Raw genomic sequence first — 619 nt, 5'->3', positions numbered from 1 at the left:
ATACGACTGCAGGCCTTCCTTTGGTTGCCAACCATTCAGTCAGCCTCTTGCCTTCGTGGGGGAGTCCATATACGCCCAGTTAGGCGCGCCCGCCGATGGCAAGCTGTTGGCTAATGGTTGCATGGCAGCGATGCCAAAAGTTTTAGCGAGTAGTTTGGCTGGCCCTTGAGCGTACATGGCGGCCGCGTAGGCAACAGCGAGGGCGCTACTGGACAGAAGCAGATAGCGCCATGCATGAAAAGGCCAGCGGCTTTGAAGATACATGACAGCGAGTGAATGCAGCAAGGCGGTTCCGATGCGTGCATCAATCGGCCATGGAAGGAGCCCGACGATGGCAAGAACTGATGCGACGTGAAGAAAGAACTCTGTCAGGGTGTTCAAGGCTGCGCGGATCATTTTTTTGGTCGACGTTTGAACCTTAAGAAGATGCCTGCCGCCAGTGCCAGTAGCGCCGTAGCAAGAAGCAGCTGGCCGAGAGCTGCCGAGAAGGCCGCGCCAGAGATCAGGCCCATACGTACAGCCAGTTCTACGAAGCCGTGAATGGTCCAGAGTCCGGAGTCGTCGCGGGGCTTGCTCATTGGTCTCTTACTCTTGTAGCGCCTAACGAGGCTGCAGAAAA

At 56.5% G+C, this 619-nt stretch carries 2 protein-coding genes; both read right to left on the bottom strand.

The genetic code is table 11. The annotated features are described in order from the left end of the window. Window positions 1-39: 39 nt before the first annotated feature. Entirely contained in the window at window positions 40-381 is a 342-nt protein-coding gene (locus EIP75_RS23875) for a hypothetical protein (RefSeq protein WP_125245677.1), read from the bottom strand. An 11-nt stretch (window positions 382-392) separates the two neighbouring features. After that, the coding region (locus tag EIP75_RS23870) for a hypothetical protein (RefSeq protein ID WP_233585034.1) at window positions 393-619 on the bottom strand (227 nt) is incomplete at its 5' end.

It is taken from the genome of Aquabacterium soli (assembly GCF_003933735.1).
GTDB lineage: Bacteria > Pseudomonadota > Gammaproteobacteria > Burkholderiales > Burkholderiaceae_C > Aquabacterium > Aquabacterium soli.
The sequence above is the reverse complement of the archived record's forward strand: the minus strand, read 5'-3'. Positions and strand labels throughout refer to the sequence as shown.